The sequence below is a fragment of the Thalassovita mangrovi genome (assembly GCF_009857745.1).
GTDB lineage: Bacteria > Pseudomonadota > Alphaproteobacteria > Rhodobacterales > Rhodobacteraceae > Thalassobius > Thalassobius mangrovi.
Genome location: NZ_WWEN01000022.1, coordinates 1 through 1,327 on the forward strand (window position 1 = coordinate 1; position 1,327 = coordinate 1,327).

Sequence of the window (1,327 nt, forward strand, 5' to 3'; positions counted from 1 at the left end):
ACGATGCCCGCAGAGGTCAGTTCCGGACGGTCGCTGGCCGCGACCTTGTCCTCGACCCATTCCGACAGGCCTTCGGAGGCCGGGACAGCGGCGGTTTCAACCGCGGCAGCACCACCTTCGCCGGCGGCGTCGAAGGACGAGGTGCGGAAGGTGATAACCTTCTTTTCATCTTTCGACTTTACCGTCTGGATCGCGTTGCCGGCATAGACCGGGCGCTCAAAGGTGTCGGCGTCGACAACGCCCGACACGTCCGAGATCACCATCACGTCGAGCAGAGCCGCGACGCGCGGCATGATGTTCTTGGCGTCGGTGGTCGAGGGCGCCACGATGTGGCTGTAATCGCCCGCCAGCGACGCGATCAGCGCCGCGGTGGGTTCGGCCAGCCGGTGGCCGAGCGAGGCATCCTCGGCGACGAGAACCTTGGCCACGCCGTCGATCTTGGCGGCCTCGGCCCCGGCCTCGGCGGCGGCGGCGCCGACGCAGAGCGCGGTCACGTCGCCCAAGCCCTTGGCGGCGGAAACGGCCTTGGCGGTTGCGTCCAGCGCCAGCGCGCCGTCGGTGACTTCAGCAAGCAGGAGAACAGCCATTACACGACTCCCTTTTCTTTCAGTTTCGCGACCAGCTCGTCGACCGAACCGACGATCTCACCGGCCTGGCGGGCCTCCGGTTCGGAGGTCTTGACGATTTCCAGGCGCGGGGTGACGTCGACGCCGTAATCACCGGCGGTCTTTTCATCCAGCGGCTTCTTCTTCGCCTTCATGATGTTGGGCAGCGAAGCATAGCGCGGCTCGTTCAGGCGCAAATCGGCGGTGACGATCGCCGGCAGCTTGACCTTGATGGTCTGCAGACCGCCGTCGACTTCGCGGGTGACCACGGCGGCACCGCCGTCGATGTCCAGTTCCGAGGCGAAGGTCGCCTGCGACCAGCCCAGCAGCGCCGACAGCATCTGGCCGGTGGCGTTCATGTCGTTGTCGATCGCCTGCTTGCCGGCGATGACCAGCCCGGGTTGTTCTTCGTCGATCACGCCCTTGAGGATCTTGGCGACGGCCAGCGGTTCGATATCGGTGTGGACGTCATCGGCGGCCACCACCAGGATGGCGCGGTCGGCACCCATGGCCAGCGCGGTGCGCAGGGTTTCCTGCGCCTGCTTGACGCCGATGGAAACCACCACGACCTCTTCGGCCTTGCCGGCTTCCTTCAGGCGGATCGCCTCTTCCACGGCGATTTCGTCGAACGGGTTCATCGACATTTTGACATTGGCCAGATCGACACCGCTGCCATCCGCCTTAACGCGGACTTTCACGTTGTAGTCGATCACACGTTTGAC

At 65.1% G+C, this 1,327-nt stretch carries 1 protein-coding gene and 1 pseudogene; both read right to left on the reverse strand.

Annotated elements, in window-relative coordinates; genetic code table 11:
- Window positions 1-587 (reverse strand): annotated as a pseudogene (locus GR167_RS20055) (electron transfer flavoprotein subunit alpha/FixB family protein); the annotation flags it as partial.
- A partial coding sequence (locus GR167_RS20060; protein ID WP_160975516.1) for an electron transfer flavoprotein subunit beta/FixA family protein occupies window positions 587-1,327 on the reverse strand: 741 nt, incomplete at its 5' end. The pseudogene GR167_RS20055 and the gene GR167_RS20060, both read right to left, overlap by 1 nt.